The sequence below is a fragment of the Microbacterium sp. MEC084 genome (assembly GCF_004514465.2).
Lineage (GTDB): Bacteria > Actinomycetota > Actinomycetes > Actinomycetales > Microbacteriaceae > Microbacterium.
On the sequence record NZ_MYFP02000001.1, the window covers coordinates 294,523 to 316,817 of the forward strand.

Annotated in this window: 20 protein-coding genes and 1 tRNA gene; 10 read left to right on the forward strand and 11 right to left on the reverse strand. The window is 71.1% G+C overall.

The window, feature by feature from the left end:
• The first annotated feature begins 1 nt into the window (after position 1).
• A complete protein-coding gene (locus B5M43_RS01425) occupies positions 2 to 397 on the forward strand; it encodes a type II toxin-antitoxin system VapC family toxin (RefSeq protein WP_055989529.1) in 396 nt (131 codons plus the stop codon).
• A gap of 141 nt (positions 398 to 538) precedes the next feature.
• Here B5M43_RS01425 and B5M43_RS01430 read toward each other — a convergent pair whose 3' ends face one another.
• Genes B5M43_RS01430 through B5M43_RS01445 form a run of 4 tightly spaced genes read right to left on the reverse strand, consistent with a single transcriptional unit; the run spans position 539 to position 5,693 of the window.
• Entirely contained in the window at positions 539 to 2,455 is a 1,917-nt protein-coding gene (locus B5M43_RS01430; RefSeq protein ID WP_134744992.1) for a glycogen debranching N-terminal domain-containing protein, read from the reverse strand.
• Positions 2,452 to 3,318, reverse strand: coding sequence for a carbohydrate ABC transporter permease (locus B5M43_RS01435; RefSeq protein WP_055989536.1), 867 nt, complete (start codon positions 3,316 to 3,318; stop codon positions 2,452 to 2,454). The genes B5M43_RS01430 and B5M43_RS01435 overlap by 4 nt, the downstream gene beginning before the upstream one ends.
• The gene (locus B5M43_RS01440; RefSeq protein ID WP_055989539.1) at positions 3,315 to 4,433 is read right to left on the reverse strand and encodes a carbohydrate ABC transporter permease; all 1,119 of its coding nucleotides are present in this window, start codon (positions 4,431 to 4,433) and stop codon (positions 3,315 to 3,317) included. The genes B5M43_RS01435 and B5M43_RS01440 overlap by 4 nt, the downstream gene beginning before the upstream one ends.
• 12 nt (positions 4,434 to 4,445) lie before the next feature.
• Positions 4,446 to 5,693, reverse strand: coding sequence for an ABC transporter substrate-binding protein (locus B5M43_RS01445; protein WP_055989542.1), 1,248 nt, complete (start codon positions 5,691 to 5,693; stop codon positions 4,446 to 4,448).
• A gap of 173 nt (positions 5,694 to 5,866) precedes the next feature.
• Here B5M43_RS01445 and B5M43_RS01450 point away from each other — a divergent pair, with 173 nt between their 5' ends.
• The 3 genes from B5M43_RS01450 to B5M43_RS01460 all read left to right on the forward strand — a co-directional run bounded on the left by B5M43_RS01450 (position 5,867) and on the right by B5M43_RS01460 (position 8,192).
• On the forward strand, positions 5,867 to 6,862 hold the full coding sequence (locus tag B5M43_RS01450; RefSeq protein WP_055989545.1) for a LacI family DNA-binding transcriptional regulator: 996 nt from the start codon (positions 5,867 to 5,869) through the stop codon (positions 6,860 to 6,862).
• 83 nt (positions 6,863 to 6,945) lie between these two features.
• Complete coding sequence (locus B5M43_RS01455) at positions 6,946 to 7,929, forward strand: DUF4190 domain-containing protein (protein WP_134744993.1); 984 nt, start codon at positions 6,946 to 6,948, stop codon at positions 7,927 to 7,929.
• A gap of 5 nt (positions 7,930 to 7,934) precedes the next feature.
• Positions 7,935 to 8,192 (forward strand): hypothetical protein, encoded by a 258-nt coding sequence (locus tag B5M43_RS01460; protein WP_134744994.1) that lies wholly within the window; start codon positions 7,935 to 7,937, stop codon positions 8,190 to 8,192.
• Between the two features lie 121 nt (positions 8,193 to 8,313).
• Here the strand turns inward: B5M43_RS01460 and ilvC are convergent, their stop codons facing one another.
• From ilvC to B5M43_RS01490, 6 genes are all read right to left on the reverse strand, one after another.
• Positions 8,314 to 9,342, reverse strand: a complete 1,029-nt coding sequence (gene ilvC / locus B5M43_RS01465) for a ketol-acid reductoisomerase (RefSeq protein ID WP_134744995.1) — start codon at positions 9,340 to 9,342, stop codon at positions 8,314 to 8,316.
• 49 nt (positions 9,343 to 9,391) lie between these two features.
• Positions 9,392 to 9,901, reverse strand: coding sequence for an acetolactate synthase small subunit (ilvN, locus tag B5M43_RS01470; protein WP_055989557.1), 510 nt, complete (start codon positions 9,899 to 9,901; stop codon positions 9,392 to 9,394).
• A 1-nt stretch (position 9,902) separates the two neighbouring features.
• A complete protein-coding gene (locus tag B5M43_RS01475; RefSeq protein WP_134744996.1) occupies positions 9,903 to 11,711 on the reverse strand; it encodes an acetolactate synthase large subunit in 1,809 nt (602 codons plus the stop codon).
• A gap of 57 nt (positions 11,712 to 11,768) precedes the next feature.
• Positions 11,769 to 13,487, reverse strand: coding sequence for a dihydroxy-acid dehydratase (gene ilvD / locus B5M43_RS01480; protein ID WP_134744997.1), 1,719 nt, complete (start codon positions 13,485 to 13,487; stop codon positions 11,769 to 11,771).
• Positions 13,488 to 13,562: 75 nt separating this feature from the next.
• The gene (gene otsB / locus B5M43_RS01485; RefSeq protein WP_134744998.1) at positions 13,563 to 14,360 is read right to left on the reverse strand and encodes a trehalose-phosphatase; all 798 of its coding nucleotides are present in this window, start codon (positions 14,358 to 14,360) and stop codon (positions 13,563 to 13,565) included.
• Positions 14,357 to 15,850: a trehalose-6-phosphate synthase gene (locus tag B5M43_RS01490; RefSeq protein WP_134744999.1), complete on the reverse strand. Its 1,494-nt coding sequence runs from the start codon at positions 15,848 to 15,850 to the stop codon at positions 14,357 to 14,359. Before B5M43_RS01490 ends, otsB begins: the two co-directional genes overlap by 4 nt.
• Positions 15,851 to 16,018: 168 nt before the next feature.
• Between B5M43_RS01490 and B5M43_RS01495 the strand changes: the two genes are divergently transcribed.
• On the forward strand, positions 16,019 to 16,306 hold the full coding sequence (locus B5M43_RS01495) for a hypothetical protein (RefSeq protein ID WP_230667506.1): 288 nt from the start codon (positions 16,019 to 16,021) through the stop codon (positions 16,304 to 16,306).
• Positions 16,307 to 16,312: 6 nt separating this feature from the next.
• On the opposite strand, the gene B5M43_RS01500 is transcribed toward B5M43_RS01495, so the two are convergent.
• On the reverse strand, positions 16,313 to 16,759 hold the full coding sequence (locus B5M43_RS01500; protein ID WP_134745000.1) for a GNAT family N-acetyltransferase: 447 nt from the start codon (positions 16,757 to 16,759) through the stop codon (positions 16,313 to 16,315).
• 248 nt (positions 16,760 to 17,007) lie between these two features.
• Here B5M43_RS01500 and B5M43_RS15005 point away from each other — a divergent pair, with 248 nt between their 5' ends.
• From B5M43_RS15005 to B5M43_RS01525, 5 genes are all read left to right on the forward strand, one after another.
• Positions 17,008 to 17,631 carry a GntR family transcriptional regulator gene (locus tag B5M43_RS15005; RefSeq protein WP_205829440.1) on the forward strand — a complete coding sequence of 208 codons (624 nt, stop codon included), beginning with the start codon at positions 17,008 to 17,010 and terminating at the stop codon, positions 17,629 to 17,631.
• Positions 17,632 to 17,746: 115 nt separating this feature from the next.
• Positions 17,747 to 17,822, forward strand: a tRNA-Lys gene (locus B5M43_RS01510).
• A gap of 145 nt (positions 17,823 to 17,967) precedes the next feature.
• A complete protein-coding gene (locus tag B5M43_RS01515; RefSeq protein ID WP_134745001.1) occupies positions 17,968 to 19,659 on the forward strand; it encodes a GspE/PulE family protein in 1,692 nt (563 codons plus the stop codon).
• A gap of 137 nt (positions 19,660 to 19,796) precedes the next feature.
• A complete protein-coding gene (locus B5M43_RS01520) occupies positions 19,797 to 20,975 on the forward strand; it encodes a type IV pilus twitching motility protein PilT (RefSeq protein ID WP_308067687.1) in 1,179 nt (392 codons plus the stop codon).
• Entirely contained in the window at positions 20,972 to 22,243 is a 1,272-nt protein-coding gene (locus B5M43_RS01525) for a type II secretion system F family protein (RefSeq protein ID WP_134745002.1), read from the forward strand. Before B5M43_RS01520 ends, B5M43_RS01525 begins: the two co-directional genes overlap by 4 nt.
• Positions 22,244 to 22,295 lie beyond the last annotated feature (52 nt).

The following is a 22,295-nucleotide window of genomic DNA, read 5'->3' on the forward strand; positions in this document are numbered from 1 at the left end:
CGTGGCCCACTACCTGGACACGTCCGCACTGGTGAAGCTGGCCGTGCATGAGGCCGAGAGCGCGGCACTGTTCGCCTGGGCGAAGGGTTACGGCGGCGACGCGCTCGTGACGTCGGATATCGCGCGAACGGAGCTCATGCGCGCCCTGCGGCGCTCGGCTCCCGACGCCGCGCAGCGCGGGCGCATCGTGCTGGAGAGCGTCACGCTCATCGGCCTGAGCCCGCAGATCCTCGACGCGGCGGGCCGCCTCGAACCCGTGACGCTGCGCAGTCTCGACGCGATCCATCTCTCCTCAGCGCTCGCGCTGGGCGACGACCTGGAGTCGCTCGTCACCTATGACGAACGACTCGCTGACGCGACGCGCGCATACGGCATCCCTGTCACCGCACCGGCCTGATCCGCACGACGGCCCCGCCTGGATGCCCGCAGCCCAGGTCACATCATCCGTCGCGAGATCACATCCGTCCCGCGAGATCACTCGTGGATGCACGTCACCTCACCGCGCGGATGTGATCTCGGCACCGGATGACCCACGCGCTCAGCCCGCGGCGAGCGCGCTCCACGCCACGACGGCCGCGGCGGCCGACCACGCCTGGGGCCGGCACGCGGCCGGGTACGGCGTGGGCGCGGCGGTCTCGGTCGCGGGGTCGCCGCTGTGCAGCTCGGGAACGCGATAGCCGAACCCGTCAGCCGCGGCGATCAGCCCCTCGACCACCGCGCGGGCCTCGTCGCGCAGGCCCGCGCGCAGCATGCCGTGCGCGGCGATCGCGGTGTCGTGCGCCCACACGCTGCCGCCGTGGTATGACAGCGGCCAGTACCCTCCGGCCTCCGTCGACATGGTGCGGATGCCGTAACCGGACGACATCAACTCCCCCAGCAGCAGCGAGGCCACGTGGCGCTCGTCGTCGGGATCGAGGATGCCGGTGCCGAGCAGATGGCCGATGTTGCTGGTGAGCGTGTCCACCGGGCGCTTGTCGCGGTCGAGCGCGACGGCGGGGTAGCGACCCTCCGGGGTGGAGACCCAGTACGCGTCCGCGAACCGGCCGCGCAGCGTCGCGGCCCACTCGCGCAGGCCCGTCGCGTCCTCGCCGAGCCGCTCGAGCAGCTCGGCGCCACCGCGGACGGCCTCGTACGCATACCCCTGCACCTCGCACAGCGCGATCGGCCCCTGCGCCAGCGCCCCGTCGCGCCACTGGATGGAGTCGCCGGAGTCCTTCCAGCCCTGGTTCGCGAGGCCGCGCCCCGATCGGTCGACGTAGTCCAGGAACCCGTCGCCGTCGCTGTCGCCGTGCTCGGTGATCCACGTCAGGGCGCGCCGCAGCGCCGGGAGCAGCGCGCGGACCTCGTCCTCCGGCATGCCCGCGCGCCACGCGTCCACGAGCAGGCACACCCACAGGGGCGTCGAGTCGACGCTGCCGTAGTACGTGGGCGGCAGTACGACCTGCTCCCCCGGGATCTCCAGCGCGGTGGCGCGCAGCTCGTGCAGGATCTTGCCCGGCTCCTGCGCCGAGTCCGGGTCGTCCTCGCCTCCCTGCAGGCGGGCGAGCACGCGCAGTGTGGATGCCGCGATGCTCGCGTCGACAGGGAGCAGGAGCCGCGCGGCCCAGATCGAGTCCCGGCCGAACAGCGTGAAGAACCACGGCGCGCCCGCGGCATAGAACTCGTCGCCCGGCGCGTCCGGGAGCGCGAGCCGCAGCGCGTCGAGGTCGTCGAGCGCCGTGGCGAGCCACCGGGCCAGGCGCGGCTCGGATCCCGCGACGGATGCGGCGAGCGCCGGCGCGTCCCAGGGCGCCGGGCGCGCAGCGGGCCGCACCACGAGCGTGTCGTCCGACAGCGCGACGACCCAGTCCACCGACACGCTTCCGCGCGGGGGCGCCGAGACCCGCCACTCCAGCTCGACGAGCTCCTCCGCGATCCGCACCTCCCCCCGGTGCGCCACCACGGTGAACCGGTGCGTCCCTGCGGCGACCGCGACCGATCCCTCGGTCGACAGCACCTCGAACTCCGCCGGCTCGGCCTCCCCCGCCTTGACCGCGTGCAGCGACGCGAACTCGGGCCGCAGTCGCACGCGCAGCGTCGCCTCGACGGGGATCGAGCGCCCGTTGCGGATCTCGAGGCGCTCCCGGACGGCGGCCCCCTCCGCCGTCCGGTCGCGGATCAGGCGCACGCGCGGATCCGGCATCGCATCGTCGATCGCCCGCAGCAGCCCGGAGAACACGATGCGCGACGCGCCCGGGCGCGACGTGCCGATCCACTCGATCGGCGACTCGTCGCACGTCAGCGTGAGCGCGCGCACGTGCCGGACGTCGCCGTGGTAGATCCCGTCGATGGGCGCGGCCCCCAGGTCGCCGCCGGGGCCGGACCACACCTGCGTCGGTGCGCGCAGCACGACCTCGGCCGCGTCGAGCAGCGGCTGCAGCGGCGGGGCGGGCGCGTCGGCGTGGTCGGACGTCATTCCTTCACGGCTCCTTCGCTGGCGTTCATGATGCGGCGCTGGAACACGAAGAACAGCACCGCGACGGGGATCGTCATGATGGCCGCCGCCGCGAGCTTCAGCGGGTACTGGCTCCCCTGGCTCAGCTGCCCGCTCGCGAGCGACGCGACGCCCTTGGTGAGGGTCGTCAGCTCGGGCGACTGCGTCGAGACGATGAAGTGGTTCAGCTCGTTCCACGACCCCTGGAACGACAGGATGATGATCGTGATGAGCGCCGGGCGCGCCATGGGCAGCACGACGGACCAGAACGTGCGGAACACGCCAGCGCCGTCGATCCTCGCCTGCTCCTCGACCGCGGTCGGGATGGACTCGAAGAAGTTCTTCATGATGAACACGCCCGCGGCATCCACCAGCAGCGGCAGCACCATGCCCGCGTACGAGTCGTACATGCCGAGCTGGTTGATCACGAGGAACTTCGGGATGAGCAGCACGACGGCGGGCACCGACATCACCGCCACCAGGGCCGCGAACACCACACCGCGCCCGCGGAACCGCAGGCGCGCAAGGGCGTAGCCCGCGAGCGAGTTGAAGAACACCCGTCCGGCGGTGACGAGGATCGTCACGAGCGCCGAGTTCGTGAACCAGACCGGGAAGTCCGAGTGCAGGAACAGCCGCTCGTACGCGGCCCAGGTGAACGTCGCGGGGAACAGCGAGACGGGCGAGGACGCGGCCTCCGCATCCGGCTTGAACGACGTGGCCACCTGCACCAGGAACGGATAGATGTACACGAGCGCGACCGCCGCGAGCACCGCGTACAGCAGGATCTGCCGCGCCATCACCCCGCCGGATCCCGCGCGGCGCACGCGCAGCGCCGACCCGCTCATCGGACGACCCCCACCCGCGCCTGGTCGACGCTCTCGGCCATGAGCATCCGCCGGCGCGAGACCGGGCGGTCGCGCAGCGCCCACCGCTGGATGAGCGTCATCAGCACGATGATCGCGAACAGGATGAACGCGATCGCCGCGCCCTGACCCCACTCCTGCGACAGGAAGGCCGAGTGGTAGCTCAGGTACGCGGGCGTGAGGGTGGTCTTGCCGGGCGCACCCTGCGTGCCGGTGTAGATCTGGTCGAAGACCTGCCAGCACCCGATCAAGCCGAGCGTGAGCACCGTGAACAGCGTGGGCCGCAGCTGCGGCAGCGTGACCTGCCAGAACCGCTGCCAGGCGTTCGCGCCGTCGACCATCGCCGCCTCCGTCACGTCGCCGCCGAGGTTCTGCAGCGCCGCGAGGAACAGCAGCATGAAGGTGCCCGACGTGGTGAACACCGCCATCGCGATGAACGCGCTCATCGCGACGGAGGGCCCGGCGAGCCAGTCCCACCACGTCACGCCGAGCGCCCGGTTCTCGGCCAGGGCGCCGGTCGGCTGCGTGATCCCGAGCGCGCCCAGCGCGATGTGCACGATGCCGCGCGGATCGTTGAACCAGTTCGGGCCCGCCGCCCCGATGTACGACATCACGCGGTTCACGACGCCGTTGGTCGAGAACAGGAACAGCCACAGCACCGTGATGGCGACAGAGCTGGTCACGGACGGGAAGTAGAACGCCGTGCGGAAGAAGCCCTTGCCACGCAGCGCCGCGCCGTTCACCAGGACCGCCAGCAGCAGCGCGAGCGCGGTCTGCACGGGGACCACGAGCAGCACGTACCAGGCGTTGTTGCGCAGGGCGATGCCGAAGTCGCGCTCGGCCAGCCCGCCGCCCGCCGTCACGGCCGCGTAGTTGTCCATCCCCACGAACGACACCGACGGCGACAGCGGGCTGCCTCGCCCCGTCCAGTCGCTCACGCTGACCCACAGGGCCATCAGCACGGGCAGGAAGAGGAAGACGCCGAGGATGATCACCACCGGAAGGGTGAAGATCCAGCCGGCGGCGCCCTCGCCGCGCCGGATCCCGGAGGGACCGGTGCGGCGAGGGCGGGCGGATCGCGCGGTCGAGGCGGTCATGGTCGCCGCCCGTCAGCCGAGCGCGGCTTCGAGGTTCCCCTGCACCGACTGCAGGATGGCCGCCGGGTCTCCGTCGCGCAGACCCTCGAGCTGGGCGTTGAAGTCGGTGATGATGTCGGCCGACCCCTCGATGTTCGGCGGGAACTGCGCGTACTCGGCCCCGTCCAGGAACGGCGCGAGCTCCGGGTTCGCCGACTGCCACTCCTGCGCGGCCGACTGGATGGACGGCATGGGGCCGAAGGCCTCCGAGAACGCGAGCTGCTGCTCCGTGCTGGTCAGGTACTCCACGAGCTCGAGCGCCGCCTCCTGGTTCGGGCTGTCCGCCGCCATGCCCCAGCAGTTGGTGAACTGCAGCGTGCCCTCGCCGCCCGGGCCCGCCGGGAGCGGCGCGACCGTGTAGTTCACGTCGGGGTAGTCGTTGGTCATCGCGCCGCCGATCCAGTTGCCCTCGATGACCATCGCGGCCGCGCCGGTCCCGAACGCCTCGCCACCCCAGCCGGCGCCGATGTCGGCGGCGTACGCGAACGATCCGTCGGTCAGACGGTCCTTGACGTACTGCAGAGCCTCGACGTTGGCGTCGCTGTCGGCGATCGCCTCGCCGCCCTCGATCAGACCTCCCCCGGCCTGCGCCATGAAGACGCCGATGCGCTGGTACTCGGCGCCGAACGCCAGGCCCACGCGGTCCTCGGTCGTGAGCTGCCCGGCGACCGCGGTGAGGTCCTCCCAGGTGGTCGGGATGTCGGCCTCGGTGAGCCCCGCCTCCTCCCACATGTCCTGGTTGATGATCAGCGCCAGCGTCGAGAAGTCCTTCGGAGCGCAGTAGAACTCGCCGTCGTATGTGAAGTTCTCCACGAGCGACGGGTAGAAGTCGTCCTTGTTCTCGAGCTGGTCGCCGTACGGCGCCAGGGAGCCGTTGCTCGCGTACCCGGCCAGAGCGTCGGTCGACAGGTAGAACAGGTCGGGCGGCGATCCGGCGGCGAAGCCCTGCGACAGCTGCTGCGGCAGGTCGTTCGCGACCTGGACGCTCGCCTCGACGCCCGACTCCTCGGACCAGGCGGCCACCGCCTCCTCGACCGCCGCGGTCTCGGCGTCGCCGGACGATCCGATCAGGATGCTGAGCTCGCCCGTGGGCGCCTCGCCGGTCGGCTCGCCGCCGCCCCCGCCCCCGTCGTCGAAGCCGGAGCCGCATCCCGCGAACAGGGCGGTGGTGGCGAGGAGTGCGGTGGCGCCGAGCGCCCGTGTGCTGCTGTGCCGTGCCATGAGACTCTTCTCCTTTGACGAGGCCTGACGGCGGATGATCCGGATTTGATCGTTCAACTCCCGGTGTTGGGGATCACAGTATGAACGTTCCAATGTCTCTGTCAAGAGGGGTGCGCGAAGGCCTAGGATGAGCCACTACCGGCGCATGCCGGGACGATCGCGAGGGAGACGGGATGAGCCGGGCGCCGAGACTTCAGGATGTCGCGCTCGCGGCCGGCGTCTCACGGCAGACCGTGTCGAACGTGATCAACTCCCCCGAGATCGTGCGGGAGGACACCCGCATCCGCGTGATCAAGGCCATCGCGGATCTCGGGTACCGCCCCCACGCGGCCGCCCGCAGCCTGCGCACCCGGCGCAGCTCGACCATCGCGGTGCACCTCGATCCGTACGCCGGCGGGGTTTCGGGCGTCGTGCTCGACCGCTTCGTGCACGCCCTGGCGGACCTGGCCGGGGATCGGGGAATGCGGGTCCTGCTCTACACGGCGCGGACCGAGGCCGAGGAGATCGCCCGCCTCGGCGACCTGCTGGACGGCGGCGAGGCCGACGCGATCATCATCACCGGCACGTATCACGGGGACCCGCGCACGCAGTGGCTGGCACGGCGCGGCACGCGGTTCGTGGCCTTCGGGCGCCCGTGGGGCGACGACGACCACCACGCGTGGGTCGACGTCGACGGGGCGGCCGGCACGCGCAAGGCGGCGCTCTGGGCCGTGGAGCACGCGGGCCCGGATGTGGCGTTCCTGGGCTGGCCCTCGGGATCGGGCACAGGCGACGACCGTGAGAGCGGATGGCGCTCCGTCGTGCCGGAGGGCCGCGGCGTGCGGCTCGTGTCCGAGGAGAGCGTGAGTGCGGCGCGGGCGGTGGTCGGCGAGGCGCTCGCCTCCGGCGCGGCCTTCGACGCGCTGGTGTGCGCGAGCGACGCCCTGGCGATGGGCGCGCATCTGGCCGCCGTCGCCGCCGGCCGTCCGGAGCTGCCGATCATCGGCTTCGACAACACGCCGGCGGCCGAGGCCATGGGGCTGAGCAGCGTGGAGCAGCTCCCCGAGCAGGTGGCGTCGGCCGCCCTGGATCTGCTGCTGGCATCCGGAGACGACCGCCCGGAGGACCGCCACGTGCTCGTGGAGCCGCAGCTCGTCGTGCGCGGATCCGCCGACGACGGGCAGGAGTGACCGGGGCGGACTGCCCGCCCGGAGTGCCCTTCCGCGCGAGCCCCTGCGCGATATCGTTCTCGCAGAACAGCTGAGGAGGCCCCATGTCCCTGCCCCCGAACCACGACGACGGCGCCGCGCCGGAGTCCCCGACGCCTCCGACGCCCCCGTCGCCGGCGGACGACGATGCGCCGCAGTTCCAGGCGCCCACGACCCGGACGTCGGTCCCGGAGTACACGCTTCCGCCCGCGCCCGTGCCCGACCCGGAGTTCACGGTCCCGCCGCCGCCCCCGCCCGGCTCGCCCGAGGCCGCGGCCGGTGCCTACGCCGCCGCGTCCCCCGGCGCGCCGCAGCCCAGCGCGCCGCAGCCCGGCGCGGCGTCCGCCGACCAGGGCTACCCGTCCTCGCCTCCGCTTCCTCCGTACGCCGCGGCCCAGCCGCAGGGTTATCCCGGGGCGCCGTCCGGCGGCTATCCGGGCGCGCAGGCCGACGCGGGCTACCCCGGCGCCCCCTACCCCGGCGCACCCTACGGCGGTGCGCCGTACGGCGGCGTCCCCGTCGCGCCGCCCAGCGCGCCCGGCAAGGGCCTGGCGATCACCGCGCTCGTGCTCGGCATCCTGGGCTTCCTCGGCGCGCTGATCCCGTTCGGGATCTTCGTGGCCGGCCTGCTGCTGCTCGCGGCCGTCGTGATCGGCATCATCGTGCTGGTCCGCAGGATGCCCGGCAAGGGCCTCGGCATCGCAGGGCTCGTGCTCGGCGTGATCGGCCTCATCGCCGGGACCGTGTCGACCATCGCGACCGTGAGCTTCCTGACGACGCAGGTGCCGACGATCATCCAGGAGGAGTGCGAGAACCAGGGCCTCAGCCCCGAGGAGTGCGAGGCCCTCATGCAGGGCGGCGGCACGGACGGCGACCCCTCGGGCGCGCCGGCCGATCCCGGTGCCGACGCCGTGCCGATCGCGATCGGCACCCCGTTCGAGGTGCCCATGGTCGAGGGCACGGCGCAGGTGACGGTCAACTCGGTCACGACGTCGGCGGACGCGCTTCCGGGCACCGACATCACGCCCGTCAACGGGAGTTCCTGCTGATCGACATGACGTGGGAGGTCACGTCGGGTTCGGTGGAGTACGTCGACGGCTATGACTTCGTGGAGCTCCTCGATTCGGAAGGCGAGTGGTACTTCAGCGAGTACGACTTCGAGGGCTACCTCGCGTCCGACGCCCTCGAGACCGGCGGCACCGTGCAGGGCCTGGTCGCGTTCGACGTCGACCCGGCCACGGGCCCGTTCGTCATGGAGATCTACGACGAGAACTACGAGCTCGCCTATCGCGGGCAGCTCCCCGGGGTCTGACGCCCCGCCCGAACGGAGCGACCCCCGCACCTTATGGGTGCGGGGGTCTGTTCCAGCTCAGGTAGAGCGGTCTGGGGCGTCGGCGATCGCCGCGAGCGGCGCCGCTCCGACGCCGTCGGGGTCAGCGCGCGGCCGAGCCCTCGACGTAGTCCTCGTCGGTCTGCTTCCAGGCGAACAGGGCGCGGAGCTCCTTGCCGGTCGCCTCGATGGGGTGACCCTGCTCCTTCTCGCGCAGCGCCAGGAACTCCTGGGCGCCGTTGTCCTGGTCCTCGATGAAGCGCTTGGCGAACGCGCCGGACTGGATGTCCGCGAGGACCTCCTTCATGCGCTCCTTCGTGCCGGCGTCGATGACGCGCGGGCCCGACACGTAGTCGCCGAACTCGGCCGTGTCGGAGATCGACCAGCGCTGCTTGGCGATGCCGCCCTCCCACATCAGGTCGACGATCAGCTTGAGCTCGTGCAGCACCTCGAAGTACGCGATCTGCGGCTGGTAGCCGGCCTCGGTCAGCACCTCGAAGCCCGCCTGCACGAGGTGGCTCATGCCGCCGCACAGCACGGCCTGCTCGCCGAACAGGTCGGTCTCGGTCTCCTCGCTGAAGGTCGTCTTGATGACGCCGGCGCGGGTGCCGCCGATGGCCTTCGCGTACGACAGGGCGACGTCCCAGGCCTGGCCCGACGCGTCGCGCTCGACCGCGATGATGTCCGGGATGCCGCGGCCCGCGACGTACTCGCGGCGCACCGTGTGACCCGGGGCCTTGGGGGCGACCAGGATGACGTCCACTCCCTCGGGCGCGTCGATGTAGCCGAAGCGGATGTTGAAGCCGTGCGCGAACGCGAGGGTCTTGCCGGGCTTGAGGTTCGGGGCGATCGACTCCGAGTAGATCGAGCGCTGGTGCTGGTCCGGCGCGAGGATCATGATCAGGTCGGCCCACTCGGTCGCCTGCGCGACGGTCATCACGCTGAAGCCCTCGTCGTGCGCCTTCTGCACCGACTTCGAGCCCTCCTTGAGGGCGATCGCGACCTCGACGCCCGAGTCGCGCAGGTTCTGCGCGTGCGCGTGTCCCTGCGAGCCGTATCCGACGATCGCGACCTTCTTGCCCTGGATGAGCGACAGGTCGGCGTCGGCGTCGTAGAAGATCTCGGTGCTCACGGTTGTGGTTCTCCTTGGTGGGTTGGGGTTCTGAAGCGTACGGGGAGCGTCAGCCGCGGAGGACGCGCTCGGTGATGGACTTGCTGCCGCGGCCGAGGGCCAGCAGGCCCGACTGGGCGAGCTCGCGGATGCCGAAGGGTTCGATCGCCTTGAGGAACGCGTCGACCTTGCCCTTGTCTCCCGTGATCTCGATGACCAGCGCGTCCGGCGCGTAGTCGACCACGTTCGCGCGGAACAGGTTGACGACCTCGATCACGTTCGACCGCGTCTGGTTGTCGGCGCGCACCTTCACGAGCATGTGCTCGCGCTGCACGCTGGTCGACGCGTCGAGCTCGACGATCTTGATGACGTTGATCAGCTTGTTCAGCTGCTTGGTCACCTGCTCGAGCGGCAGCTCGTCGACGTCCACGACCACGGTGATGCGGGACAGACCCGGCACCTCGGTCACGCCCACGGCGAGCGACTCGATGTTGAAGCCGCGGCGCGCGAACAGCCCGGCGACGCGGGTCAGCAGACCCGGCTTGTCCTCGACGAGGAGGCTCAGCACGTGCGTCGTCATCTCAGTCCTCCTGCTCGCTGAATGCCGGCGCGTGGTCGCGCGCGTACTGGACGTAGCTGTTGCTCACGCCCTGCGGCACCATCGGCCACACCATGGCGTCGGCGCTCACCACGAAGTCGATCACGACCGGGCGGTCGTTCGTCTCGAGCGCGGTCTGGATCGCGGCGTCCACGTCCTCGGCCTTCTCGACGCGGATCGCGAGGCAGCCGTAGGCCTCGGCAAGCTTGACGAAGTCCGGGATCCGGATCGTGTCGTGGCCCGTGTTGAGGTCGGTGTTGGAGTACCGGCCGTCGTAGAACAGGGTCTGCCACTGGCGCACCATGCCGAGCGACGAGTTGTTGATGATCGCGACCTTGATCGGGATCTTGTTGATCGCGCAGGTGGCCAGCTCCTGGTTGGTCATCTGGAAGCAGCCGTCGCCGTCGATCGCCCACACGTGGCGGTCCGGCTGCGCCACCTTGGCGCCCATCGCGGCCGGCACCGAGTAGCCCATGGTGCCCGCGCCGCCCGAGTTGAGCCAGGAGTTTGGCCGCTCGTACTTGATGAACTGGGCGGCCCACATCTGGTGCTGGCCCACGCCCGCCGCGTACACGCCCTCGGGGCCGGTCAGCTCACCGATGCGCTGGATGACGTACTGCGGCGCCAGCAGGCCGTCGGTGGTCGGCGAGTAGCCCAGCGGGTACTGCTCCTGCAGCCCGCGCAGGTACGCCCACCACTCGGCGATGTCGGCCTTCTCCCCCGCGGCGTGCAGTGCGGCGTCGAGGTCGACCAGCACGTCCTTGAGGTCGCCCACGATCGGCACGTCGGCCGTGCGGATCTTGGAGATCTCGGCCGGATCGATGTCGACGTGCACGACCTGCGCCTTGGGCGCGAACAGCGCGGCCTTGCCGGTCACGCGGTCGTCGAACCGGGCGCCCAGCGCCACGATCAGGTCGGCCTCCTGCAGCGCCAGCACGGCCGGCACCGAGCCGTGCATGCCCGGCATGCCGAGGTGCTGCGGGTGCGAGTCGGGGAACGCGCCCCGCGCCATGAGCGTCGTCACGACGGGCGCACCGCTCGCCTCGGCGAGGGTCTTGAGCTCCTCGGCCGCGCGGGCGCGGATCACGCCGCCGCCGACGTACAGCACGGGCTGCTTGGCCTGCGCCATGAGGGCTGCCGCGGCCTGGATCTGCTTGCCGTGGGCCTTGGTGACCGGCCGGTAGCCGGGAAGGTCGATCTTGGGTGGCCACACGAAAGGCGCCTCGGCCTGCTGCGCGTCCTTCGTGATGTCCACGAGCACGGGGCCGGGACGGCCGGTCGAGGCGATCTCGTAGGCGGCGGCGATCGCGCCCGGGATGTCCTCGGCGCGCTTGACCAGGAACGAGTGCTTCGTGATCGGCATGGTGATGCCGACGATGTCGGCCTCCTGGAACGCGTCGGTGCCCATGAGGGTCGAGAAGACCTGGCCGGTGATCGCCACGAGCGGCACGGAGTCCATGTACGCGTCGGCGATCGCCGTCACGAGGTTGGTGGCGCCGGGGCCGGAGGTCGCGATCGCGACGCCGACCTTCCCGCTCGCCGAGGCGTAGCCCTCGGCCGCGTGGCCGGCGCCCTGCTCGTGACGCACCAGGATGTGGCGCAGCTTCTCGGCCGACATCAGCGGGTCGTACACGGGCAGGATGGCGCCGCCGGGCAGGCCGAAGACGTCGGTGACGCCGAGCAGCTCGAGCGAGCGGACGACCGCCTCGGCGCCCGTGATCACGGGCGCGGAGGCCGGCTGCTGACGGGATGCGGGCGGCCGGGGCGTGGCCGGAGCGGTATCGGAGGGCATGGTGATGCTTCCTTGAGTCGGATCGAGTCGAGGGAGGTCCGCGTGTGAGGAGCGGAATCAGCCGGTCGTCGCGCCCTCCGCTGCGGAGCGCACGAGTCGCGAGTACTTCGCCAGAACGCCTCGGGTGTAGCGCGGGGGCAGGGGTTCCCAGCCGGAACGGCGGGATTCGAGCTCCGCCTCGTCGACGAGTAGGTCGAGAGAGCGGGCCGCGATATCGACCCTGATCAGATCACCATCGCGCACCAGGGCGATCGGACCACCGTCCACCGCCTCGGGTGCAACATGGCCGATGCACAGTCCGGTTGTGCCGCCTGAGAATCGACCGTCCGTCAAGAGTAGTACATCCTTGCCGAGCCCAGCGCCCTTGATGGCCGCCGTGATGGCGAGCATCTCGCGCATGCCCGGGCCGCCCTTGGGGCCCTCGTAACGGATGACCACGACGTCGCCCGCGGCGACCTTGCCCTCGGCCAGGGCGTCCATCGCGGCGCGCTCGCGCTCGAACACGCGCGCGGGGCCCTCGAAGACCGCGGCGTCGAAGCCGGCCGTCTTCACGACCGCGCCCTCGGGTGCCAGCGAGCCGTGCAGGATCGTGATGCCGCCCGTCGCGTGGATCGGGTCGTCGAAGCGGTGGATGACCTCGCCGTCGATCGGGTCCGGGTTCAGCTCGCGCAGGTTCTCGGCCACGGTCTTCCCCGTGACGGTCAGCGCGTCGCCGTGGATCAGGCCCTCGTCGAGCATGGCCTTCATGATCACGGGGATGCCGCCGTGGCGGTCCACGTCGTTCATGACGTACTTGCCGAACGGCTTCATGTCCGCGACGTGCGGCACCTTGTCGCCGATGCGGTTGAAGTCGTGCAGGCTCAGGTCGATCTGCGCCTCGCGCGCGATCGCGAGCAGGTGGAGCACGACGTTGGTCGAGCCGCCGAGCGCCATGGCGAGCGCGATCGCGTTCTCGAACGACTCCTTCGTCAGGATGTCCTTGGTCGTGATGCCCTGGCGCAGCAGGTTCACGACGGCCTCGCCGGAGCGGTGCGCGAAGTAGTCGCGGCGGCGGTCGGCCGACGGCGGCGCGGCCGAGCCCGGCAGGCTGAGGCCCAGCGCCTCGGCGACCGACGCCATCGTGTTGGCGGTGTACATGCCGCCGCACGCGCCCTCACCCGGAGCGAACGCGCACTCGATGCGCTTGAGGTCCTCTTCGGTCATCAGGCCCGCGCGGCAGGCTCCGACGCCCTCGAACGAGTCGATGATCGTGATGTCCTTCTCGGTGCCGTCCGAGAGCTTCACCCAGCCGGGCGCGATCGATCCGGCGTAGAGGAAGACGCTCGACAGGCCGAGGCGCGCGCTGGCCATCAGCATGCCGGGGATCGACTTGTCGCAGCCGGCGAGCAGGACCGTGCCGTCGAGGCGCTCCGCCTGGATCACGGTCTCGACGCTGTCGGCGATCACCTCGCGCGAGACGAGCGAGAAGTGCATGCCCTCGTGGCCCATCGAGATGCCGTCCGAGACCGAGATGGTGCCGAACTGCAGCGGGTAGCCGCCGCCCGAGTGCACGCCCTCCTTGGCGCCCTGCGCCAGGCGGTCGAGGCTCAGGTTGCAGGGGGTGATCTCGTTCCAGCTGGACGCGATGCCGATCTGCGGCTTCTCCCAGTCCGCGTCGCCCATGCCGACCGCGCGGAGCATGCCGCGCGACGTGGTGGCCTCGATGCCATCCGTGACGACCCGGCTGCGGGGCTTGATGTCGGGGGTTCCGGAGGGGGATGAAGCGAGGTCGACCATGAACGGAAGTCTATGCCCGCACGAGGGCCGCCCCCGTGCCCGTGCAGACCGCCCGACGAGCTCCGTTTCGACGCGTCAGGATGCTCGCGCGTCGGCCAGAGCGGTGAGCAACTCGGCGAGCTCAAGCGGGTCGGCGACGCGCACGCGCGCGGCCGTCTCGCCATCGCCCACGCGGACGCCGAGGTCGTGCGGCGCGAGGCTGCGCAGCGCGTCCTCGTCGGTCACGTCGTCGCCCGCGAACAGCACGGCCGTCGCGCCGGTCTCGGCGCGAAGACGGGCGATCGCGGAGTCCTTGCCTTCATGCCGCCAGGCGTATTCGATGACGTTCTTGCCGGTGCGGCGCCGCCAATCCGGGGCGCGGTCGGCGACCAGGCCGTCCACGAGCGACCCGGCGCGGCTCGCGTCGGCCGGGGCGGACAGCCGGGTGTGCAGCGCGAAGCCGTAGGCCTTTCGCTCGATCCAGGCGCCCTCGATGTCCTCGACCAGGCGCTCGGTGTCGGCCACGAGCGCGTCCGCGGCGGCGGCCTCCTGCACGACATCCGCCATCGCGACCTCCTCGGGCTCGAGACCCGCGGCGACGGCCGCCGGGCGCCAGAACTCGGCGCCATGGGATCCGGCGAGCCACACCGACGAGTCGTCGGAGTGCGCGCCGATGAGCCGCAGGTCGGTGAGCTGGCGCCCCGACACGAACGCCACGACCGTGTCCGGCAGGTCCGCCAGCCGGGCCACGGCGGCGGCCGTCTCGGGAAGCGCGCGCACCGCCATCGGGTCGTCCCCGAGCGGGGCGAGCGTGCCGTCGAAGTCGAGGGCGACCAGCAGGCGCTCCGTGCGGGCGAGCTCGGCGACCGCGCCGTCCCAGTCCCGCGTGCTCACGCGCGCCCGCCCGCCGCCTTGGCCGCACGCGAAGCGCCGTTCCGGGCGCCGCCCGAGCGGGACTTCAGCCGCCGCGCCTGTCGCACCTTGTCGATGTCGCTCAGGAAGTCGTGCGACCAGTCCTCGACGTCGTGCTCCAGCACGCGGCGACGCAGAGCGCGCATCCGACGCGACTGCTCGCCTGGGGACATCTCCACGGCCCGCATGATCAGGTCCTTCAGGCCGTCGATGTCATGGGGGTTGACCAGGAGCGCGCTCGTGAGCTCGTCGGCTGCGCCGGCGAACTCGCTCAGCACGAGCACTCCCGTGTTGTCGGTGCGGGAGGCGACGTACTCCTTGGCCACCAGGTTCATGCCGTCGCGCAGGGCCGTGACGAGCATCACGTCGGCGGCCAGGTACAGCGCCACCATCTCCTCGCGGGGGAAACCCTGGTGCAGATACCGGATGGCGGTGTGGTGCATCGTGTCGTGGTCGCCGTTGATCCGCCCGACCGTCAGCTCGATCTCGTCGCGCAGGTCGGCGTACGCGTCCACACGCTGGCGCGACGGGCTCGCGACCTGCACGAGCGTCGCCTCGCCCACCTTGAGGCGACCGTCCTCGAGGAGCTCGCCGAACGCCTTCAGACGGTGCCGGATGCCCTTCGTGTAGTCGAGACGGTCGACGCCCAGCAGGATCGTCTTCGGGTCGCCGAGCTGCTCGCGGATCTCGGTGGCGCGGGCCTGCACCGCCGGGTCCTCGGCGAGGTCGATGTACGACTGCGCGTCGATCGAGATCGGGTACGCCTTGGCGATCGCCACGCGCGGGTTCTCGCGGTCGTCGTCGCCCGAGGGGACCACGATCTCGCTCGAGCGCGTCGTGTGGTGCAGCACGCGCCGCACCGACCGCTGGAAGTTGCCGGCGTCGGCCTGCCGCTGGAAGCCGATGACGTCGGCGCCCAGCAGCCCCTCGAGCACCTGGCGGCGCCACGGCAGCTGCGAGTACAGCCCGTATGCGGGGAACGGAATGTGGTGGAAGTAGCCGATCGTGACGTCCGGGCGCAGCTCACGCAGCATCTTCGGCACGAGCTGCAGCTGGTAGTCCTGCACCCACACGACCCCGCCCTGCTCGACGGTCTCGGCGGCGGCCTCCGCGAAGCGGCGGTTGACCCGCACGTACGACTCCCACCACGACCGGCGGTACACCGGCGCGGCGATCACATCGTGGTAGAGGGGCCAGATGGTGCCGTTGGCGAAGCCCTCGTAGTACGACTCGATCTCGCCCGCGCTGAGCGGGACGGGCACCAGCCGGGCGCCCTCGAAGTCGAACGGCTCGAGGTCGAGATCGGGCTGTCCGCCCCAGCCGACCCAGGCCCGGTCGGGCTTGCGCATCACGGGCTCCAGCGCCGTGACGAGCCCACCGGGCGAACGCCGCCAGGTCTCGTCCCCGTCGGGCGAGACCACGCGGTCCACGGGGAGACGATTGGCGACGACGACCAGATCTGCGCGAGTCATGAGGCTCCTCCTGCCGGTCTGGCCACAGTATCAGCGGGCCCGTTCGGACACCGTGCCTGGCCCCGGGGCTTGACGTCCCATGCCGCTGTCGTTATGACCGCATGCCATGCGCCCCGCCGGCCGCGCAAGCCCCTGCGGCGCGCGCGGTGTGGCGCTAGCGTGGGGGCCATGGGGATCCGCAAATACCTGAGTGGCACGGGACTGATCGGCACGCTCACGAGCGGCTACGCGCTGCTGCGCGGCGCGAACGCCCAGAACTTCACGTGGCGGACGGCGCTCGGCTGGCTGAGCTGGGCCATCACGTTCGCCCTGACGATCGGCACGATCCTCGACATCCGCAAGGCCAGCCAGGGTCGTCCGGTCTCCGATGACTCGCCCATCAAGGGCAAGGAGGGCAAGTACTACAAGCAGCAGGTCGCCGACGCCGGCGGCGCGAAGCGCGCGCGTCGGCGCTGAGCGGTCTCAGCCCAGCGGGATCGAGTACTGCATGAAACCCGTGTCGGTCGCGACGCGGTCGTAGAGGGCGCGGGCGGTCGTGTTGGTGTCCCGCGTGAGCCAGTACACCTTGGCGCACCCGCGCTCGCGCGCCCACTCGGTCACGTGGGCGATGAGCGCCCGGCCGTACCCGCCGCCGCGGGCCTCGGGCGAGACGAACAGATCCTCGAGGTAGCAGTACTCCCCCAGCGACCAGGTCGCGGGGTGGGTCAGCCAGTGCACGAGCCCGACGGCGGCCCCGGCGTCGTCGCGCACGAGCGCGCCGCGGATCGACCCGTGGGGATCGACCAGCCGCCGGAACGTGCCGTCCGTGACCTCGGGCGAGAGAGTGGATCCGTAGAAGTCGAGATAGCCCTCCCACAGGCCCTGCCAGGCGGTGCGGTCGGCGTCGGTGAGCTCGGTCACGAGGGGCATGCGGCCAGGCTATCCGGGGGCCGGGCAACGCGGCGGCGGCGGGCCGCGACCGCCTCGGAGCATCCTGCGAACCGGAATCCGCTCTGGACCCTCCCATTCACCAGGGCGTAACGTGTCAGTTCGCCCGGATATCGGTCAGCACGCGTACCCGACGCGACCGCGGGCGAATCACCCGATCCGCACCGGCTCCGCCGCGCCCTCTCCCGTGGGCTTGGTGGGAGCGGTGCCACCAGATGTGAGAGACAGAGATGATCGACACCCTCGAAGTCCCCAGCATGCGCCTCAGCGACATGGTGGCGGAGCGGATCGCGACCGCGATCATCGACGGCACGATGCCGGCGGGATCGCGCGTGCGGGACCAGGAGCTCGCCCAGAAGCTCGGCGTCTCCCGCATGCCCGTGCGCGAGGCGCTGCAGCGCCTGCAGCGCGTCGGCCTGATCGAGACCGCCGCCAGCCGGTACACGCGCGTCACCGCCGTCACCCCCGAGGTCGCGCAGGCGACGCGCCAGTTCGCCGGCCACTACGTCACGTCCCTGATGCGCATGGCCCTCGCCGCGGCGACGCCCGAAGCCCGGGTCACGGCCGCCGCGGAGATCGACGCGATGGTGGCGGAGCTGGACGCGGGAGGATCGCCGGCGGTGGCGTACCGCGAGCTTCAGGCCCTCTTCATGCGCGTGGCGGACAACGCGTTCATGTCCATGGTGTCCTCCGACCTGGGCCTCGCGATCGAGCGCAATCTCGCCACCCTCGACGGGCCGGACGGCACCCAGGTGGCGGCCATGCTCCGCGATCTCCGCGATGCCGTCCTCGACGGCGACGCGGCCGCGGGCGCGCGGGTGCTGCAGAGCGCGTTCGGCGTCGAAGACGAGTGAGCCCCGCCCGGGACACGCCCGGGCCACGCCGTTTCCGGCCCCGATTGGCGCCCTCGGCCGCCGCCTGGTAACGTAGTCCCTCGGTTCGCGAGAGCGGAAAACGCTCCCGGATCATGCACCTCTAGCTCAATCGGCAGAGCAACTGACTCTTAATCAGTGGGTTCAGGGTTCAAGTCCCTGGGGGTGCACCACTCGAGAAGGCCCGGTCCACGCGACCGGGCCTTCTGCGTTGCACGGGCGACGACTCCTGCCCGGGGAGATCGACGGCGATGCCCGGGTACGGCATAGGATGCGATTCCCGACATCCTGGTAGCTCGCGTACCGAAAGGCAGGCCCATGGCCGGTCTCATCCACATCCTCGTCCGCCAGGGCGCTCTCCCCTTCGCGCGGGCCCAGCAGCTCGCGGGCACGGATCGCGAGGAGTTGATGCGGATCCGCGAGCTGCTCGCCGCCGGCGAGCTGTCCGAGGAGGAGTTCGCGCGTGCGCGGGCGACCGAGGCGGATGTGCCGTTCGTGCGCCTCGAGGACGAGCCGGTGGACGCCGACATCCTCGCCAGGATCTCCGTGACGTTCGCGCACGCGCACGAGCTCGTGCCGCTGCGCACGATCGAGCATCGCGGCCTGCCGCACCTGCTGCTGGCCATGGCCAACCCCGACGACGTGATCGCGCTCGACGACGTGCGCGTGGCGTACGGGATGCCGCCGTACATCGTCGTGGCCACGGCGAGCGAGATCCACGCCACGATCGACCGCCATCACCGCGCCGACGCAGAGATGACCGAGCTGACGTCCAGCCTCACGGTGGAGGAGGCGGAGGATCCGGACGACGGGTCCTTCAACGTCAGCGGCGGCGGCTCCGACGAGGACGACGACGCCCCCATCATCCGGTTCGTGAACCTCGTGCTCGGCCAGGGCATCCGCGACCGGGCCAGCGACATCCACATCGAGCCGACCGCGGACCGCGTGCGGGTGCGGTACCGGATCGACGGCGTGCTGCACGAGATGCCGAGCGCCCCCAAGGCGATCCAGTCGGGCGTCATCTCGCGCCTGAAGATCATGAGCGACATCGACATCGCCGAGCGCCGGATCCCGCAGGACGGCCGCATCTCGGTGCAGCACGACGGCCGCAAGGTCGACCTGCGCGTGGCCACGCTGCCGACCGTGTGGGGCGAGAAGATCGTCATGCGCATCCTGGACCAGGCGAGCACCGCACTGAAGCTCGAGACGCTCGGGCTCTCGGAGCGCAACCTGACGGCCTACCGTCGCGCCTACACGAAGCCCTACGGGATGATCCTGGTCACGGGACCGACCGGCTCCGGCAAGTCGACCACGCTGTACTCCACCGTCGCCGAGCTCGCCCGGCCGGAGGTCAACGTCATCACGATCGAGGACCCGGTCGAGTACCGGATGGCCGGCGTCAACCAGGTGCAGATCAACACACAGGCGGGCCTCACCTTCGCGAACGCGCTGCGCGCCATCCTGCGCTCGGATCCCGACGTGATGCTGGTCGGCGAGATCCGCGACGCGGAGACCGCCAACATCGCGATCGAGTCGGCGCTGACCGGCCACCTCGTGCTGTCGACGCTGCACACCAACGACGCCCCCAGCGCCGTCACGCGCCTGGTCGAGATGGGCGTCGAGCCGTTCCTGGTCGGCTCCGCTCTCGACGTCGTGGTGGCGCAGCGCCTGATCCGGCGCCTCTGCGACCGCTGCAAGGAGCCCGACGAGATCGGCGCCGAGGCGCTCGCGGCGGCCGGATTCGCGCGAGGGTCCGACGAGGACGGGCGGCTGTTCCGCCCGGTCGGATGCCCGCACTGCGCCGAGACCGGCTATCACGGCCGAGCGGCCGTCCACGAGGTCATGACCGTGACCGAGGAGATCGAGCGCCTCGCGGTCGCCCATGCGTCGAGCAACGACATCGCGCGCGTCGCCCGCGAGCAGGGGATGCGCACGCTGCGCGAGGACGGCTGGGCCAAGGCCCTGGCCGGTCTCACGTCGGTCGAGGAGATCCTCCGCGTCGTGATCTGACGCCCCGCGCGCACGATGCATCGCGCCATGCCGGGCGGCGACACGCCCGACGTATGGATGTACTGCCCGGGTAGTTTGCGCCCACATTTTTCAAAAATGGGTACTACTCCCCAGGTATCTGTGAGTAGCCTGAGCGCGTGACGGTCCCCCCATCCGTCGCCACGGCGGTCTCACCCGAACACCGCGTGGCGCCGCAACTGACGCTGCTCGACGCCCTGCACAGGGTCGTGGTCGAGGGCGCTTCCGACCTGCACGTCACCGCGGGCGTCCCCCCGATGGTGCGTGTGGACGGAAAGCTGCGCCCGATCGACGGCGCGCCCGTCTGGACCGCCGATGTGGTCGCCCGCGAGATCGCGACCCTGATGTCCCCCGAGCAGCGCGAGCGGTTCGAGCTCGATCAGGAGCTCGACTTCGCGCACGCGCTGTCGGACGAGGCGCGCTTCCGCGTCAACGTGTACCGCCAGCGCGGCGCGATGGGCGCGGTCCTCCGTCTCATCCCCACGCGGATCCGCTCGCTCCGCGAGCTCGGCATGCCGGCCGCGGTCGCGCGGTTCGCGACGCTCCCCCGCGGCCTGGTGCTCGTCACCGGCCCCACCGGATCCGGCAAGTCGACCACGCTGGCAGCGATGATCGACCAGATCAACCGCACGCGGGCCGACCACATCATGACCATCGAGGACCCGATCGAGTTCCTCCACACGCACCAGCGGTCGGTGGTCAACCAGCGCGAGGTCGGCCAGGACACGGAGTCGTTCCAGCGGGCGCTGCGCCAGGTGCTCCGGCAGGACCCCGACGTCATCCTGATCGGCGAGATGCGCGACCTCGAGACGATCCAGGTCGCCCTCACGGCGGCCGAGACCGGACACCTCGTGTTCGGCACGCTGCACACCCAGAGCGCGCCGCAGACGATCGACCGCATCATCGACGTCTTCCCGCCGCACCAGCAGGACCAGGTGCGCACCCAGCTGGCCTCCACGCTGCGCGGCGTCGTCTGCCAGACGCTGATCCCGCACGCGAGCGGATCCGGACGCGTCGCGGCGACCGAGGTGCTCGTGATGACGGCGGCCGTGGCCAACCTCATCCGCGAGCAGCAGATGCACCAGATCCCCGGCGTCCTGCAGGCCGGCTCGACGCACGGCATGCACACGCTGGACCAGAACCTCGCGGCCCTGGTCGACGACGGGCGCATCACGTACGAGGCGGCCGAGGAGCGCGCCCAGGATCTCGAGGGCTTCCGCCAGCTCGCCCGGCACACCAGCGGCGGATCCGACGGCATCGACTACGGCGACGGCTTCACCAGGCGGAGCCTCAGGTGAGCGCTCCGTCCTCAGCCGGCCCGCAGGCCGGCTCCCCGTCGACGCCTACCCAGGCGTGGGACTACGTCGGCGCGGACTCCACGGGCCGCAAGCGCAAGGGCACGATCGACGCTCCGAGCCGCGCCGCGGCGCTCGCCCGGCTGCGCGAGCAGGGCATCACTGCGACGTCGCTGCGCGAGTCGAGCATCCTGACGCGCGAGCTCGACGTCTCGTTCCTCAAGAAGAAGATCAAGCTCGAGGAGATCTCGCTCGCGACCCGCCAGCTCGCCACGATGCTGGATGCCGGCCTCACGCTCGTGCGCGGCCTGACCATCCTGGTCGACCAGGTCGAGAACCCGCGGCTGCGCGACGTGCTGCAGACCGTGCGGCGCGACATCGAGCACGGCAAGCCCCTGTCGGACGCGCTCGGCGCGCGGCCCGAGGTGTTCCAGCCGCTCCTCGTGCACATGGTGCGCTCGGGCGAGGCCGGCGGCTTCCTGGCCGAGGCGCTCACGTCGGCCGCCGACGGCTTCGACGCCGATCTGAAGATCCGCAACACGATCAAGGCCGCGATGACCTACCCCATCATCGTGATGATCGTCGCGGTGCTCGCGGTGATCGCGATGCTCGTGTTCATCGTCCCGGTGTTCAAGAAGATGTTCGAGGGCATGGGCGGCGAGCTTCCGCTGCCGACCCAGGTGCTGGTCACCCTGTCGGAGAACATGCTCTGGATCGGCCCCGCGCTCGTCGTGCTGGTCGTGGCCGCCGTGCTGTGGTTCCGCCGCTACGGGCGCGAACCCGGCGTGCGGCTCGCGATCGACACGGCCCGGCAGAGGATCCCGGTGCTCGGCCCGTTCTTCCGCAAGGCGGCCGTCGCGCGGTTCACCCGGACGCTGTCCACGACGCTGAGTGCGGGCGTGCCGATCCTGCAGGCGCTGGGCATCGTGAAGCAGACCGCCGGAAGCGCCCTCGTCGAGGACGCCGTGGGCCGCATCGCCGACGGGGTCCGCCGCGGCAAGGGCCTGACCGCCCTGATGGCCGACGAGCCCGTGTTCCCCCAGATGGTGACTCAGATGGTCGCGGTCGGCGAGGACACCGGCGCGCTCGACACCATGCTCAAGCGCGTCGCCGAGTTCACGGACCGCGAGGTGCAGCAGACCGCGCAGCGCCTGACCGCCATGATCGAGCCCCTCATGGTCGTGATCGTCGGCTGCATCATCGGCGGAATGATCGTCGCGATGTACCTGCCCATGTTCGGGATCTTCGAGCAGATGCAGCAGTCCGCCTAGTCGTGCCGGCGCCGCCGGACCCCCGTGCACCGCGTCCGCGGCGCACTCCCTT